Source organism: Streptomyces sp. XH2 (genome assembly GCF_049725035.1).
In the GTDB taxonomy this organism is placed as follows: domain Bacteria; phylum Actinomycetota; class Actinomycetes; order Streptomycetales; family Streptomycetaceae; genus Streptomyces; species Streptomyces roseoverticillatus.
Genome location: NZ_JBMMMZ010000013.1, coordinates 236,226 through 250,136, shown reverse-complemented (window position 1 = coordinate 250,136; position 13,911 = coordinate 236,226). Strand labels below are relative to the sequence as shown.

General features: G+C 72.7%; 12 protein-coding genes. 5 read left to right on the top strand and 7 right to left on the bottom strand.

The features are described 5' to 3' along the window. The first annotated feature begins 65 nt into the window (after positions 1 to 65). Positions 66 to 995: a helix-turn-helix domain-containing protein gene (locus ACOTKD_RS26720; protein WP_424891526.1), complete on the top strand. Its 930-nt coding sequence runs from the start codon at positions 66 to 68 to the stop codon at positions 993 to 995. Between the two features lie 19 nt (positions 996 to 1,014). Here ACOTKD_RS26720 and ACOTKD_RS26715 read toward each other — a convergent pair whose 3' ends face one another. The 3 genes from ACOTKD_RS26715 to ACOTKD_RS26705 form a co-directional block, all read right to left on the bottom strand. After that, the gene (locus ACOTKD_RS26715) at positions 1,015 to 2,598 is read right to left on the bottom strand and encodes a polyamine aminopropyltransferase (protein WP_424891525.1); all 1,584 of its coding nucleotides are present in this window, start codon (positions 2,596 to 2,598) and stop codon (positions 1,015 to 1,017) included. Between the two features lie 53 nt (positions 2,599 to 2,651). Next, the gene (locus ACOTKD_RS26710; RefSeq protein ID WP_030367009.1) at positions 2,652 to 3,173 is read right to left on the bottom strand and encodes a DUF2617 family protein; all 522 of its coding nucleotides are present in this window, start codon (positions 3,171 to 3,173) and stop codon (positions 2,652 to 2,654) included. Between the two features lie 393 nt (positions 3,174 to 3,566). Continuing rightward, positions 3,567 to 4,736: an aminotransferase class I/II-fold pyridoxal phosphate-dependent enzyme gene (locus ACOTKD_RS26705; protein WP_424891524.1), complete on the bottom strand. Its 1,170-nt coding sequence runs from the start codon at positions 4,734 to 4,736 to the stop codon at positions 3,567 to 3,569. A gap of 283 nt (positions 4,737 to 5,019) precedes the next feature. Between ACOTKD_RS26705 and ACOTKD_RS26700 the strand changes: the two genes are divergently transcribed. After that, the gene (locus ACOTKD_RS26700; RefSeq protein WP_424891523.1) at positions 5,020 to 6,246 is read left to right on the top strand and encodes a hypothetical protein; all 1,227 of its coding nucleotides are present in this window, start codon (positions 5,020 to 5,022) and stop codon (positions 6,244 to 6,246) included. 218 nt (positions 6,247 to 6,464) lie between these two features. Here the strand turns inward: ACOTKD_RS26700 and ACOTKD_RS26695 are convergent, their stop codons facing one another. Next, positions 6,465 to 7,001 (bottom strand): YbjN domain-containing protein, encoded by a 537-nt coding sequence (locus ACOTKD_RS26695; RefSeq protein WP_424891522.1) that lies wholly within the window; start codon positions 6,999 to 7,001, stop codon positions 6,465 to 6,467. A 117-nt stretch (positions 7,002 to 7,118) separates the two neighbouring features. Next, positions 7,119 to 9,776, bottom strand: a complete 2,658-nt coding sequence (gene clpB, locus ACOTKD_RS26690) for an ATP-dependent chaperone ClpB (RefSeq protein WP_424891521.1) — start codon at positions 9,774 to 9,776, stop codon at positions 7,119 to 7,121. Between the two features lie 261 nt (positions 9,777 to 10,037). Between clpB and ACOTKD_RS26685 the strand changes: the two genes are divergently transcribed. Genes ACOTKD_RS26685 through ACOTKD_RS26675 form a run of 3 tightly spaced genes read left to right on the top strand, consistent with a single transcriptional unit; the run spans position 10,038 to position 11,551 of the window. Next, positions 10,038 to 10,442: a pyridoxamine 5'-phosphate oxidase family protein gene (locus ACOTKD_RS26685; protein ID WP_424891520.1), complete on the top strand. Its 405-nt coding sequence runs from the start codon at positions 10,038 to 10,040 to the stop codon at positions 10,440 to 10,442. Positions 10,443 to 10,447: 5 nt separating this feature from the next. Continuing rightward, positions 10,448 to 10,981, top strand: a complete 534-nt coding sequence (locus ACOTKD_RS26680) for a hypothetical protein (protein ID WP_424891519.1) — start codon at positions 10,448 to 10,450, stop codon at positions 10,979 to 10,981. Positions 10,982 to 11,032: 51 nt separating this feature from the next. Beyond that, a complete protein-coding gene (locus ACOTKD_RS26675) occupies positions 11,033 to 11,551 on the top strand; it encodes a DUF2505 family protein (protein WP_424891518.1) in 519 nt (172 codons plus the stop codon). 135 nt (positions 11,552 to 11,686) lie between these two features. Here ACOTKD_RS26675 and ACOTKD_RS26670 read toward each other — a convergent pair whose 3' ends face one another. Together ACOTKD_RS26670 and ACOTKD_RS26665 are read right to left on the bottom strand one after the other, a co-directional pair. Next, positions 11,687 to 12,304: an RloB family protein gene (locus ACOTKD_RS26670; RefSeq protein ID WP_424891517.1), complete on the bottom strand. Its 618-nt coding sequence runs from the start codon at positions 12,302 to 12,304 to the stop codon at positions 11,687 to 11,689. After that, on the bottom strand, positions 12,282 to 13,673 hold the full coding sequence (locus ACOTKD_RS26665; protein WP_424891516.1) for an AAA family ATPase: 1,392 nt from the start codon (positions 13,671 to 13,673) through the stop codon (positions 12,282 to 12,284). Before ACOTKD_RS26665 ends, ACOTKD_RS26670 begins: the two co-directional genes overlap by 23 nt. Positions 13,674 to 13,911: the final 238 nt, after the last annotated feature.

The following is a 13,911-nucleotide window of genomic DNA, read 5'->3' as shown; positions in this document are numbered from 1 at the left end:
TCTTGTGCGTTACGACCACGCTAAAGGCGTTTTCCGACCATAAACAGGTAGACTCGCGTCTCACCATGGTGAAAAAGCGACACGACGCGGCGGATCCGGATGGCGGCGGCATCATCGATCTCGCCTACCGGGCCCCGGCGGGCACACCCGCCGGCGTCGAGGTGATGCCGGTGGCGGAGCTGCGCGCCCGCGCCCCGGAGGGCCTGCTGGTCAGCCCGCAGCGGCTGGACTTCCACCAGATCGTCGCCGTCCGCTCCGGCGCCTCCGCCCACACCGTCGACTTCACCGGCCACTGGCTCGACGAGGGCTCGGTGCTGTGGGTGCGCCCGGGACAGGTGCAGCAGTTCGGCGACCCGGAGGCGATCGAGGGCACGGTCGTCCTCGTCCAGCCGGGTTTCCTGCCGTCCGGCAGCCCCGTGGCCGCCGTGGCCGACGACCCCTTCCGGCCGGTGGTGTGGCAGCCGGTCGGCCAGGACCGGGAGGCCGTGTTCTGCGCGGTGGGCCACCTGGAGGCCGACTTCCGTACGGGCGCGGGCCTGCCGGCCGACGTGCACGCCGACGTCCTGCGCCACCTGCTGTCGGTACTGGTGCTGCGGCTCGCGCACCTCACGGCGCCCGTCGGCAGCAGGGTGCCCGCCCCGGGCGACGCCTTCCTGCGCTTCCGGGCCGCGGTCGAGCGGGAGTTCGCCACGAGCCACCGGGTCGCGGACTACGCCCGCGCGCTCGGCTTCTCCTCGCGGACGCTCTCGCGCGCGACGACGGCCGCGGCGGGGGTGGGCGCCAAGGAGTTCATCGACCGGCGGGTGATGCTGGAGGCCAAGCGGCTGCTCGCGCACAGCGGGCTGTCCGCGGCCCGGATCGCGGGCCGGGTCGGCTTCGACGACGCGGCGAACTTCTCCAAGTTCTTCCAGCACCGGGAGGGGTGCTCACCGGGCGCTTTCCGCGCGCGCATGCACGAGGGGAACACCACGGACAAGAGCGGTCACTCCGCATAGCCGTCACTCCGCACAGCGGCTACTCCGCATAGCGCGGATGCATCAGCGTCGACGGCAACAGTCCCGGCTCCCGGCTGTCCTCGGCCTCCCGCCCGGCCGCCGCGAGCCGGCCGCCGGTCAGGGACAGCAGACAGGGCCGCGCCCGGGGCAGCCCCAGCGGCAGCCGTTCCCGGGAGACGAGCAGGAAGCTCCAGTCGTCGCCGCGGCCGCTGTGCACGGGGACCCGGTCCGGGCCGCCGGAGAAGCCGCCGCCGTCCACGCGGTACGGCATGGAGTAGAGGCCGAGCGAGCGGACGGTGGCGTCGACCGTCCAGAACACGTGCGGGCGGGCGCCGAGCGTGCCCGCGTGGACGGCCAGCCGCCCGCCCGGGGCCAGCCGCCGCTCCACCAGCCCGTAGAACTCCTGCGAATAGAGCTTGGTGCTCGTGGTGATGCCGGGGTCGGGGAGGTCGGAGATCACCACGTCGAACGGGGCCTCGGCGGAGGAGCGGGAGCGCAGCCACTCGAAGGGGTCGGCCGTCACCAGCCGCACGCGCGGATCGCGGAAGGCCCCGTGGTTGAGGGCGGCCAGATCGGGGTCCGTGCGGGCCAGGCGCAGGACGGCCGCGTCGACTTCGACGACGGTCACCGAGGAGACGTCGCCGTAGCGCAGCAGTTCGCGGACGGCGAGGCCGTCGCCGCCGCCGAGGACGAGGACCCGGCGGTGCGGGCCGTCCATCGCGGGGTGGACCAGGGCTTCGTGGTACCGGTACTCGTCGTCGCCGTTGACGCGCAGCCGGCCGTCGAGGAAGAGGGAGAGGGGCTTGCCGCTCCCGCCGCCGCCCGTGAGGACGACCTCCTGGACGTCGGACTGGACGGCCACACGGACGTCGTCGCCGTAGACGGCGTGGCGCGCGGCCCGTTCGAAGGGCCCGCTGAGGGCGGAGCAGGTGGCGAGGAGGGCGAGGACGAGGCCGTTGGCGGCTATGAGGAGCCGGCGGGTGCGGACGGAGAGGTCGCCGCGGAAGAGCCACAGGACGAGCGCGCCGCCGGCGACCGCGTTGACCGCGCCGGTCAGCAGGGCGCCCGTCAGCTGGCCGAGCACGGGCAGGAGGAGGAAGGGGAAGGCGAGGCCGCCGACGAGGGCGCCGACGTAGTCGGCGGCGAAGAGGTCGGCGACGGCGCCGCCCGCGTCCTGGCGGCGGATGCGCTGGATGAGCGTCATCAGCAGGGGCACTTCGGCGCCGATCAGCACGCCGATGGCCAGGGAGAAGCCGACCAGGGCCGGCCGCGCCTGGCCGAACCAGGCGAAGCAGGCGTAGAGCGCCATGGCCGACGAGCCGCCTATGAGCGCGAGTAAGGCCTCGACCGCGGCGAACCCCAGGGCGGCGCGCCCGCGCAGCTGCTTGGCGAGCAGCGAGCCGATGCCCATCGCGAAGACCATGACGGACAGCACCACGGACGCCTGGGTGACGGAGTCCCCGATGAGGTAGGAGGCCAGGGCGACCAGCTCCAGCTCGTACACCAGCCCGCAGGCGGCGCAGATGAAGACGGTGGTCAGCACCACGAGGCGGCCGAGCCCGGCCGGTACGGGCAGCCGCGCCGGTACCGGGCGGTAGATCATGTTGGGAACGCTACGTTACGAAACGGCAACCCTTTGTCACCCACAAGGGTTTATTACGAGAGGGCGGCCGCCGTCCGTGCCCCCACTCTCGTGCGGGTGGCGACCAGCCGCCCCTCCTGGGGATAGGCGTGCCAGGTGCGCCAGCTGATCTGGCCGTCGCAGCGCTGGGCGAGGAGTGCGGTGAAGGCGTGCGGGCTGCCCGGGAAGGTGCCCGCCAGGCCGTAGGGGTGCTCGGCGACCAGGGCGAGGAGCTCCTGCGCGCGGCCCGCGAAGGAGCCGTGCGAGAGCGTTTCTATCCGGGCCGCGAACTCGTACTCCCAGGCGCCGATGCGCTTGGCGACGCCCAGCGGCAGCGGGGTGGCGCTGCCCGGCAGGCAGGCGACGGTCTCCGAACAGACGCCGTCGCCCTCCTCCAGCAGCACCTGGTGGGAGGCGCCGAGGAGGCGCAGCTGGACCTGGGAGCCGGCGAGCTGGAGGTCGAGGACGGCAAGCGCCGGCAGCGGGTCCTTGCCCAGGCACCAGGCGAGGTCCGCGGCGCGGGTGTCGGTGTAGGTGGTCTTGAGGGTGGTGAGCATGGGTCGGCTCCGCAAGCACGCAGTGGAGGGTGGGCCGGCCCGCCGGGGAGGACCAGAGTCTTCGGGTGAGGAACAGAGGTCTTCGAGTGCGCCGGCTCATGCCCACATATGAGCTGTTTCCGTGGGTCCGAGGACGTCCGAGGACAGCGATCGAGGACAGCGATTACGGGATTCCCCGGAGCCTTAATGAGAGGAAATCATGAATGAGCAGCGCCCACAGCGTTTTTACCCATCTCATCGTGCTTTCCATCCACGCGAGGGCCGAACAGTTCAACTGTTCAGAATCTTTGCGGACCGGCGGCGGGCCCGACGGGCGGCCGATTGAGCGGCCGGCGGGCCGGGGAACCCGCCGGATGCATATGCGATCAAGCGCGGGACGGCCGCAAATCCCCGTCAGGCGGCGTTCAGCAGCTTCTCCACCGCCGAAATCACGGACTCTTCACGCTTGCAGAACGAGAAACGCACGAGATAGGGCGGCGCATCGGGGCGCAGATTGAAGGCGGATGTCGGAATGGCCACCACCCCGGCGCGCGAAGGGAGTTCACGGCAGAATCGCACGCCGTCCGTGTACCCCCACGCGCGGACGTCCGCCTGGAGGAAATACCCCGCCTCCGCGCGATAGGGGCGCAGCCCGGCGCTCGCGAGCCCCCGGCTCAGCAGGTCGCGATTGCGCTGCAGCGTGCTCCGCAGCTCCGCCGCCCACTCCTCCACGCCGTCCAGCATCCGCGCGAGCGCCTCCTGGTACGGCGTGCCCGAGGCGTACGTGAGGAACTGCTTCGCGGCGCCGACGGCCCGCACGAGCTCCGCGGGCCCGCACACCCAGCCGACCTTCCAGCCGGTCACGTTGAACGTCTTGCCGGCCGACGAGATGGTCAGCGTACGGTCCCGCATGCCCTCCAGCGCCGCGATCGTCGCGTGGTGCCCGCCGTCGTAGACGAGGTGCTCGTACACCTCGTCCGTCACCACCGTCAGGCCGTGCTCCCCGCACACCGCGGCGATCTCGGCGAGCTCCCGCGCCGTGAAGACCTTGCCCGTCGGGTTGTGCGGGGTGTTGAGCATCAGCACCCGGGTGCGCGGGGTGACCGCGGCCCGCAGCGCGTCCGCGTCCAGCACGAAGGCGTCGCCGTCCTCGGCGAGCGGCACGCCGACCACGCGCGCACCGGCGAAGCGGGCGCCGGCCGGATAGGCGTCGTAGCAGGGGTCGAAGGCCAGCACCTCGTCGCCCGGGTCGCACAGCGCGAGCAGCGCGGAGGCGAGGGCCTCGGTCGCGCCCGTCGTCACCAGCACCTCGTCCTGCGGGTCGTACTCCAGCCCGTAGCGCCGGGACTGGTGCGCGGCGACCGCCTCGCGCAGCGCGGGGAAGCCGACGGCGGGCGGGTACTGGTTGCTGCCCGCGAGGACCGCCGCCGAGACCTCCTTCAGCAGCCCGGGCGGAGCGGCCAGTTCCGGCACGCCCTGGCCGAGGTTGACCGCGCCCGTGCGGCGGGCGAGCTCCGTCATCTCCGTGAAGACCGAGGTGCCGAGGCCCCGCACGCGCGCGGCGGGGCTCCACTCCTTGTTCATGCGATCCCACTTCCGTGTCGGTTTCTGAGGCTGCCTCACCCTAGGCAGCCAGGTGCGCGCAGGCACAGCACACGGCCGGCCGCCCGCCGCGCCGACACTCCGCGGTGCCCGCCGAGCGGGTGGAAGGCGCACCGCTTACGGGCGCTCCCGCTCGCGCGCGCGAGGCGGGCGCCGCAAGGTCGGAGGTGCCGCAAGGCCGAAGGTGCAGTCGACGGCGCCGTCACCGCCGCCGGACAGGCCCGGAGGCCGAGGCCGAGAGGCCGAGGAAGCCGGAGGTCCCCCCGTGTCAGCCGACACCGCCGTGCCCGTCCGGGCGCCCGAGCCGCGCCCCGCGTCCGGCAACGCCCGCGTGCGCCGCGTCGAGCGCGCGCGGGAAGCCCTGCGCCGGGCGGCCCCCGCCCTCGCGTTCTACGCGGCGGCCCGGCTGACCGGCATGGCGACGATGGCCGCCTGGGCCTGGTGGATCGGCCGCCACCCGCGCACGCTGCTCGGCCACTCCTGGGACGGCATCTGGTACGCCGGGGTCGCCCGCCACGGCTACGGGCTGGTGCTGCCCTCGCCGACCACGCGCGGCGTCGTCTTCAACGACCTGGCGTTCTTCCCGCTCTTCCCCGGCCTGGTGCGCGCCGTCGCCACCGTCACGCCGCTGACCGTCGTCAGCTCCGGCCTCGTCGTCGCCTGGCTGTCCGCCGGTGCCGCCGCGTGGGGCATCTACGCGCTCGGGGAGCGGCTGTACGGGCAGCTGTACGGGCGCAGGGCCGCGACGCTGCTCGTCGTGCTGTGGGGGCTGCTGCCGCACGCGATCGTGGAGTCCATGGCCTACACCGAGCCGCTGATGACCGCCCTCGCGGTGTGGGCCCTGTACGCGCTGCTCACCGGCCGCCCGCTGTGGGCCGGAGCGCTCTCCCTGCTCGCCGGGCTCTCTCGGCCGAACGCGATCGCCGTCGCCGCGGCCGTCGTCTGCTCCTGCGCGCTCCTGCTGTGGCGCGACCGCCGGGCCCGTACGAACTGGCGGGTGTGGGCGGGCGCCGCCCTCGCCCCGCTGGGCTGGGCCGGCTACGTCGTCTGGGCCGGGTTCCGCTCCGGCGGCGGCCTGTTCGGCTACTTCGAGGTGCAGCGGCTGTGGGGCTCGCGCTTCGACTTCGGCAAGGACGCGCTGCGGTTCGTACGGCACCTGATCGTCGGACGGGACGCGATGGCGTACTACGTGACGGTCGCGATCATCGCCGTCGCGTTCGTCTCGCTGGCCCTGCTGGCCCTGGAGCGGCCGCGGCCGCCGCTTCCGCTGCTGGTGTACGCGGTCGTGCTCGTCGTCATCGCGGTCGGCGGATCGAGCTACTTCGCCTCGAAGCCGCGGTTCCTGCTGCCGGCGTTCCCGCTGCTGGTGCCGGCGGCGCTGGCGCTGGCCCGGGCGCGGCCGCGCACCGTCCTGACGACGGTCGCGGCGATGGCCGGGATGTCGTTCTTCTACGGCACGTATTTGCTGACGGTGGCGCGCATGCCGATGTGAGGGCGGCGCGTCGTGGGTGCCGGCCCGGGCCGGCACTGCCGGATGCCCCGGTGGGGGGTGGCGCGCCGCGGCGGCGGGAGTGTTCTGCCCGGCGGCAGAGCGGTGCGGAGAGGCCGCGCCTCTCCCTCCCGCCGCAACGGCGACCGGCCACAGCGGCGCTGCCCGGCGTTGCCCAGCCGGCAACGGCCGGCAGGGCGCACCCGGAAAGCGGGAGGCGGCTACGCCTCCTCGTCCGGCTTTTCGTCGTCGCCCGACTCCGCGTCCGCCTCCAGGCCCAGCTGCTCGACGAGCCACTTGTCGAACTCGATCGAGGCCCGCACCCAGCTGACCGTGCTGGAGACGAAGTGCTCCAGGGACACCCCGACGCCGATCAGCATCTGGGCCTCGCCGATCAGGCGGACCGTGCCGTCGTCATTCGTGTGGGTGTAGACCTTCGGCCACAGCGTGCGGCGGTTCCAGTCGTCGATGGCCTCCAGCAGGCGGGCCTTCTCGTCGATGGCGTGCGGGCGGTCGTAGAACGTCCGCACGGAGAAGACCTGCTGCTCCTCCTCGCCGCGGAACATGAAGTACGTGCGGAACTGCTCCCACGGGGCGGCGAGGTCACCCTCGTCGTCCACGACGTACTTCAGCTCCATCTGCTCCAGGAGCTGCTTGACCAGGTCCTGGTCGGGGATGACGGGGCCGGTCGGGCCCGCCCCAGGCTGCGGTTCGGGCTGTCCCCCGAAGTTCGGGATCGAGGACGGGTCGATGCTCACCGTTTAATTCCCTTCGTACGGTCTCCCGCCATCCTCCCTCACACCCGCCCCCGTGCCGCAACCCCTCCCCGGCCGCGCCCGCGGCGACCGGGGATACCCGGCGGTAGCCGGGGGAGGTCAGACCGCCGCCGCGGGCTCGCCCCTCGTCACCGAAAGCCCCGCGCCCTGCCCGGGCGCGCGGTCCACGCGGATGGTGTCGCCGTCGCGGATCTCACCGCCGATGATCGCCTTCGCGAGCTGGTCGCCGATGGCCGTCTGGACCAGCCGGCGCAGCGGGCGGGCACCGTAGGCCAGGTCGGGCGCGGCGCCGTCCACGGACTCCGCCGGCTCCTGGCCGAGCGTGGCCAGCCAGTGGAGCGCCGCCGCGGACACGTCGAGCGTGAGCCGGCGGTCGGAGAGGCGGCGCTGCAGGTGGCCGAGCTGGATGCGGGCGATCTCTTCCAGCTGCTCCGTGCCGAGGGGGTGGAAGACGACGATGTCGTCGAGCCGGTTGAGGAACTCGGGACGGAAGGAGGCCCGCACCGTCTCCAGGACCTTCTCCTTCTTCTGCTCCTCCTTGAGGAGCGGGTCCACCAGATAGGTGGATCCCAGGTTGGAGGTGAGGATCAGGATGGTGTTGCGGAAGTCCACGGTCCGGCCCTGGCCGTCGGTGAGGCGGCCGTCGTCGAGCACCTGCAGCAGGATGTCGAAGGCCTCGTGGTGCGCCTTCTCGACCTCGTCCAGCAGGACGACGCTGTACGGGCGCCGGCGCACGGCCTCCGTCAGCTGGCCGCCCTCCTCGTAGCCGACGTAGCCGGGCGGCGCGCCGACCAGGCGGGCCACGGCGTGCTTCTCGCTGTACTCGCTCATGTCGATGCGGACCATGGCCCGCTCGTCGTCGAAGAGGAAGTCGGCGAGGGCCTTGGCCAGCTCGGTCTTGCCGACGCCGGTCGGGCCGAGGAAGAGGAACGAGCCGGTCGGCCGGTCGGGGTCGGCGATGCCGGCCCGCGAGCGGCGCACGGCGTCGGAGACGGCCCGCACGGCCTCCGTCTGGCCGATCAGCCGCTTGCCGATCTCGTCCTCCATGCGCAGCAGCTTGCGCGTCTCGCCCTCCAGCAGGCGGCCGGCCGGGATGCCGGTCCAGGAGGCGACGACGTCGGCGATGTCGTCCGGGCCGACCTCCTCCTTGACCATGAGGTCCTTCGCCGCGGCGTCCTGCTCGGCCTCCGCCTCGGCCTCGGCCGCCGCCTCCAGCTCGCGCTCCAGGCCGGGGATCTCCCCGTAGAGCAGCTTGGACGCGGTGTCGAAGTCGCCGTCGCGCTGGGCGCGCTCGGCCTGCCCGCGCAGCTCGTCGAGGCGCTCCTTGAGCTCACCCACCCGGTTGAGGGACTGCTTCTCGCGCTCCCAGCGGGCGGTCAGGCCGCGCAGCTCCTCCTCCTTGTCGGCGAGGTCGCGGCGCAGCTTCTCCAGGCGCTGCTTGCTGGCCTCGTCCGACTCCCGGGACAGGGCGAGCTCCTCCATCTTCAGCCGGTCGACGGCGCGCTGCAGCTCGTCGATCTCGACGGGCGAGGAGTCGATCTCCATGCGCAGCCGGGACGCGGACTCGTCGACGAGGTCGATGGCCTTGTCGGGGAGGAAGCGGGAGGTGATGTAGCGGTCGGAGAGGGTGGCCGCGGCGACGAGGGCGCTGTCGGCGATCTGGACCTTGTGGTGGGCCTCGTAGCGGCCCTTGAGGCCGCGGAGGATCGCGATCGTGTCCTCGACGGTCGGCTCGGCGACCACGACCTGCTGGAAGCGGCGCTCCAGGGCGGGGTCCTTCTCGATCCGCTCGCGGTACTCGTCGAGGGTGGTGGCGCCGACCATGCGCAGCTCGCCGCGCGCGAGCATGGGCTTGAGCATGTTGCCCGCGTCCATGGCGGAGTCGCCGCCGGCGCCCGCGCCCACGACGGTGTGCAGCTCGTCGATGAAGGTGATGATCTGGCCCTCGCTGGCCTTGATCTCGGCCAGGACGGTCTTCAGCCGCTCCTCGAACTCACCGCGGTACTTCGCGCCGGCGACCATCGCACCCAGGTCGAGCGAGACGAGGCGCTTGTTGCGCAGCGACTCGGGGACGTCGCCCTTCACTATCCGCTGCGCGAGCCCCTCCACGACGGCGGTCTTGCCGACGCCCGGCTCGCCGATGAGGACCGGGTTGTTCTTGGTCCGCCGCGACAGGACCTGCACGACGCGCCGGATCTCGGTGTCCCGCCCGATGACGGGGTCGAGCCGGCCCTCGCGGGCGGCCGCGGTCAGGTCCGCGCCGAACTTCTCCAGGGCCTTGTACGTGCCCTCCGGATCGGCAGTGGTCACTCGCTGCCCGCCCCTCGCGGTCTCGAACGCCTCCAGCAGCCGGGGCGCGGAAGCGCCCTGCTGCTGCAGCAGCTCACCCGTGCGGCCGCCCTTCGCGGCGAGGCCGATCAGCAGGTGCTCGGTGGAAATGTAGGTGTCGCCGAGCTCGCGGGCCCGCTGCGACGCGTCGGCGATCACGGCGAGCAGCTCGCGGCTGGGCTGCGGCGGCGCGACCGTCGACCCCTGCACGCTGGGCTCGCCCGCCAGCTGCCGCTCGGCGCCGGACCGCAGCGCGGCGGCGTCGGCCTCCACGGCGGCCAGCAGATCCATGATGTTCTCGTTGTCCTGCCCGGCGAGCAGCGACAGCAGCAGGTGCGCGGGCGTCATATCGGCATGCCCGGCCGACACGGCCCGCTCACTGGCCCCGCTCAGCGCCTCCCGGCTCCTGTTGGTCAGCTCGGCATCCACGACGGCGTTCTCCTCCTTGTCCCCGCCGGACCCTCGTCCCGGCGGACCCATCCTGCCTAGAGCAACGTGCGATAAGTTGAGCCTATTCCACTCAACCTTGGATTGGCCACCCCGCAGGCCGAACGTGATCACCGCACCGGCCGGCGGGACCGAGTCCATCGTCGGGCTTCCGGGGGCGCGGCGCCTCCGCGACGGGGCGGCGGGCGGCACTGGGCATTTCGCACCGAACTCGACTGAGGGCGCCACGGTTACGCTTCCCGCATGGCCCACGATCTGCGCAACCTGGACCCCGCCTACGTCGAGTTCTGGCGGGAGCGGCACATCTGCACCCTCACCACCACCCGCCCCGACGGCAGCCCGCACCTCGTGCCCGTGGGGGTGACCTTCGATCCCGAGGCCGGGATCGCGCGCGTCATCACCAACAAGAACAGCCGCAAGATCGCCAACATCCTGGCCGCCGGCCCGGACGGTGCGCGCGTCGCCGTCTGCCAGGTGGGCGAGCGGAAGTGGGCCACGCTGGAGGGCCGGGCGGTCGTGCGTACGGAGGCCGAGGCCATCGCCGACGCGGTCAACCGTTACGCCGAGCGCTACGGCCGGATGCCCGCCCCCAACCCCGACCGGGTCCTCGTCGAGATCACGGTCACGAAGGCCCTCGGGCTGGTCTGACCCGCATGGCGCTCAGCATCGTCATCGCCACCACGGTCGAGGATCCGGCCTTCGGCGCGGTCCGCATCCGCGTGGACGGCGACGAAGGGGTCGCCGAGGTCGCCGGCCCCGGCCTTCCGCAGGCGGTCCTGCGCCGTGTGCTCAAGACCGCGCCCAGAACCTCCGTCCCCATCGGCACCCGGGACGCCGCCGCCCTCGCGCTCACGGTCGGCGGCGCCCCCGCCGGGCTGTCCCTGGGGAAGGGCCGGTTCACGCGCCGGTCGTACGCGGTGGAGGCGGCGTACGAAGGCCGTGCGTACCGGCTCGTGCCCCGCGGTGAAACCTTCAGCCGCCTCAGCCTGGACGGCACGGTCCTCGGCGACTTCACGTCCCCGGGCCACGGTCACCCCGGGCGGGCCACGTGGAAGCCGCGGGCGAAGGTGCTCCCCCGCGACGCGGCCATCGGCTACGTCCTGACCGCCGCGTTCGGCACGGGCGCGAAGCCGCTGTCGGACGGCCTCGCCGAAGCCGGCGGCTCCGTCTTCGACATGTTCTCCTAAGCATTGCGGCAACTTCCCACGCCGCCCGCGGAACGCGCATACCGTGTCAACATGCCCCAGTTCACTGTGCAGTTGAACATCAACGGCCCCGCGTCCGACGTCTGGGCACTGCTCACGGACGACGCCTTCCTCGAAGACCTGTACCGGAACCGGCTGCAGTACGTGCAGTGGTCGGTCACCGCCCGCCGCACCGCCCCGGAGGGCGACCTCATACGCGAGGTCGCCCTGATCCCGCCCATGAACGCGCCCGCGCCCGTGCAGAAGCTCCTCGGTTCCGGCTTCCGGCAGACCGAGGAGAGCCGGTTCGACGAGAAGCAGCTCTCCTGGACCTGGCGCCGGATCCCGTCGACCATGGCCGACAAGATCAAGGAGGAGGGGCGGGTACGGGTCGAGGAGGTTCCGGACGGCGGCAGCCGGCTCATCGCCGAGACCACCGTCGAGTGCAAGGTCTTCGGCGTCGGAGGCCTCATGGAGTCCACGGCGGAGAAGCACAGCCGGCACGACTGGCAGACCCTCGGCGAAGCGCTCGCCCAACGGCTGGCCGCGGACAAGGGCGAGGACAAGCCCTGACCGCCGCCCGGTCGCCGGCTACGGGCGCCGCACCTCGAACATGAAGCAGCCGTACTGCGCGCGACGAGGGCGCGGAGTAGCACCGGTGGACCCGCGGGCCCGCTCCTACCGCGGGGTGGGCCCGCGGGCCCGTTCCTACCGCGTCGCGATGCGCGACACCAGCGCCCACACCCCCGTCGACGGGTTCGTCACGTGCTCGCGGCCCTCCGTCGCGAGGCGGCGCGCGCGGCGGCCCGCTTCCGGCCAGCCGTCCTCGAAGTCGCGGAAGTCGAGGCGGGCCTTCTCGTACGCCGGGACGTGGCGCTTGAGGTACGGCAGCAGCTCGCGGTACGTGCGCACCGGGGCCGTGTGCCCGCTGAAGTGGAGGATCAGCCAGAGTTCGAAGCACGGGTTCGAGACCGCGACCCGGATGCCCATGCGGCGGGCGGCGTCGACCGCGCAGCCCACCTTGAAGTGGTCGACGTCGAAGACGCACCACACCTGGTCGAAGTCGTCGCCGATGCGCTCGCGCTCACGCGCCGCGTAGGTGATGAGCTGCTCGGGGGCGCAGGGCTTCGTCCTGATGCGGACGGTGACGGCGGGGTTGGCGACGTGGTCGACGAGCCCGAGGAGGTAGTCCTTCTCGGTGGCCTTCGCGCCGCAGACGACGAGCAGGCGGTCCCGGGCACGACGGCCGCCCGGTAAGCGGAGGACGTTCGACTCGAAGGACGGGCCGGGCGCACAGCGCCCGTTACTCTTCGGCGTCCTCGCCATCCGCCGCTGCCCTCCCCCTGGCCGCCAGGGCGGCCTCGAACCGCTCGTCACTGAGGACCGGGACGGCACCATAGCTGCCGCCGAGGTAGCGCCGCTCGCGGTTCTCGCCGTCGCGCGGTTCGAAGTCGGAGAGGGGGTACAGTGCGCTCTCGCCGTGCCGGTCCTTCTCCACGAACCAGATCTGGTCGCGCCGCAGGACCTCCTCGCCGCCGCAGCGTCCCAGCAGGCTCACGTCGTGGGTGGTCAGGAGGAGTTGGGCGGCGTGCGGGTTCGTCGCGGGTTCCTGGAAGAGTCTGATCAGGTGTGCCGTGATGCGCGGGTGCAGGCTCGCGTCGACCTCGTCGACGATGAGGATGCCGCCCTGTTCCAGGGTGTCGAGGACGGGGCCCGCGTAGTCGAAGAGCATGCGGGTGCCCTGGGACTGGTCCTCCAGGCCGAGGCGGGTGCTGCTACCGCCGCGGCCCTTCTGCTGGACCCAGACACGGGCGGTCGTGGTCGTGAACAGGCAGGTGGAGAGCTCGGTGCGGCGCAGCTCGCGCATGAGCCGGTCGGCGAAGCCGCGTAGGGAGAGCCGTTCGCTCGCGTCGGCCGCGTCGAAGTCCTCGACGCCCATGTCCTCGATGCCGAGGTCGGCGGCGCGCAGCAGGGCGACGATGGACGCGGCCCGCTGCGGATCCTGCAGCCGCAGCAGGCTTCCCGGATCGGGTGAACCGTGCGCCCCGCCCGCCCGGAAGCGGACGTTCATGAACCAGGCGTAGACCGGCTGGACGCCGGCCTGCCGGGACCGCGCCGCGACGGTCAGGAACAGGGCGTTCGGCTCGGTGATGCTGCGGACGAGGTCGAGTTCGGGCCGGGGCTCCCCGTCGCCGAAGCGGATGTCGTCGCCCGAGCGCTGGAACACCGTCCGCCGCTCGCCGCCGTGGTAGCGGTACAGCCACTCGTCGCGGATCCGCTCGTCGTCGAGGCCGAAGCCGTAGGTGTGGCGCACGCCGTCGAGGACGAGGTCCACCACGTACCAGGACGCGGCCGCGGCGCTCTCCTGGTCGAGCAGGAACGGGGACCGTACGAGGCCGGCGCCCGGCTCGGCGTCGCGGTGGGAGGTGCGCACCAGGTTCGCCATGAAGTGCAGGGCGTCGACGACGTTGGACTTGCCGGCCGCGTTCGCGCCGAAGAGGACCGCGACGGGGACGGGCTTGCCACCGGCATCGCGGCCCTCTTCGGAGCCGCCCGCACCGGCATCGCTCTCATCGGAAACGCCCGCACCGGCAACACCCGCATCGACGTCGTCCGCGTCGCCGACCCGGGCCAGGAGCAGTTGCTGCTCCTCCCTGATCGAGCGGTGATTCGAGACCCGGAAGCTCAGCAGCACCCGTCCACCGTAAGGCCCGTGGGCGGGCGGCGACAGGTTCGCCACCCGAGTGGGTGGCGCGGGGTGGCGGTCGTCCGCGCGCGCTCGGCGGCGCGCGGCGCGCCGGGTGCGGCCACCACCGTGCCCGGCAGTGCGAAGACCGCGCCGGCACACCGCTTCATGCCGGTTCATGCCGGTTCATGCCGGCGGGGGCGGGGGGGCGCCCCCCCGCCCCGCCCCCCCCGCGGGCGCCGGTCAG

Excerpts from the sequence above, each read along its gene's own strand:
- ACOTKD_RS26720 (WP_424891526.1), top strand. The coding sequence starts at position 66 with ATGGTGAAAAAGCGACACGACGCGGCGGATCCGGATGGCGGCGGCATC.
- ACOTKD_RS26715 (WP_424891525.1), bottom strand. The coding sequence starts at position 2,598 with ATGATCTACCGCCCGGTACCGGCGCGGCTGCCCGTACCGGCCGGGCTC.
- ACOTKD_RS26710 (WP_030367009.1), bottom strand. The coding sequence starts at position 3,173 with ATGCTCACCACCCTCAAGACCACCTACACCGACACCCGCGCCGCGGAC.
- ACOTKD_RS26705 (WP_424891524.1), bottom strand. The coding sequence starts at position 4,736 with ATGAACAAGGAGTGGAGCCCCGCCGCGCGCGTGCGGGGCCTCGGCACC.
- ACOTKD_RS26685 (WP_424891520.1), top strand. The coding sequence starts at position 10,038 with ATGGCCCACGATCTGCGCAACCTGGACCCCGCCTACGTCGAGTTCTGG.
- ACOTKD_RS26680 (WP_424891519.1), top strand. The coding sequence starts at position 10,448 with ATGGCGCTCAGCATCGTCATCGCCACCACGGTCGAGGATCCGGCCTTC.
- ACOTKD_RS26675 (WP_424891518.1), top strand. The coding sequence starts at position 11,033 with ATGCCCCAGTTCACTGTGCAGTTGAACATCAACGGCCCCGCGTCCGAC.
- ACOTKD_RS26670 (WP_424891517.1), bottom strand. The coding sequence starts at position 12,304 with ATGGCGAGGACGCCGAAGAGTAACGGGCGCTGTGCGCCCGGCCCGTCC.